The sequence below is a fragment of the Streptomyces viridosporus genome, assembly GCF_002078235.1.
In the GTDB taxonomy this organism is placed as follows: Bacteria; Actinomycetota; Actinomycetes; order Streptomycetales; family Streptomycetaceae; genus Streptomyces; species Streptomyces viridosporus.
Genome location: NZ_MSGP01000944.1, coordinates 1 through 527, shown reverse-complemented (window position 1 = coordinate 527; position 527 = coordinate 1). Strand labels below are relative to the sequence as shown.

Genomic DNA, 527 nt, shown 5'->3' with positions numbered 1-527 from the left:
GGGCAAGTCGACGCTGCTGCGCGTTCTGGCGGGCGACCTGGAACCGGACGCGGGCACGGTGCGCCGCCCGGCCCGGATCGGGTACCTCGCGCAGGAGCTGCCCGCGCGTTCCCCACGGCTCCCGCTGCTCGCCGCCTTCGCGGCCGGGCGGTCCGGGCCGCCGGAGGAGCACGCCGAGCAGTTGCTGGCGCTGGGCCTGTTCCGTGCGGAGGACCTGCACGTTCCGGTCGCGGCGCTGTCCGCGGGGCAGCAGCGGAGGTTGCAGATCGCGAGCCTGGTGACCCGGCCCGCGGACCTCCTCGTCCTCGACGAGCCGACGAACCACGTCGCGCTCGACCTGGTCGAGGACCTGGAGGCGGCGCTCGCGGTGTACCCGGGCGCGGTGGTCGCGGTCTCGCACGACTGCGGTTTTCGCGAGCGGTTCCCCGGGGAGCGGCTGGAGTTGCGCGGCGGCCGGAGGTCCTGACCCGGCCCGGCCGGGCAGCACCGGGACCTCGGCCCCGAGCACCGACCCGTCCCTCGGCCCG

1 protein-coding gene is annotated in these 527 nt (G+C 76.7%); it reads left to right on the top strand.

Going from position 1 to position 527, the window contains the following annotated elements; translation table 11 throughout:
- On the top strand, positions 1-466 hold a 466-nt coding region (locus tag B7L92_RS38830; protein WP_143626546.1), incomplete at its 5' end, for an ATP-binding cassette domain-containing protein.
- Between the last annotated feature and the right edge of the window lie 61 nt (positions 467-527).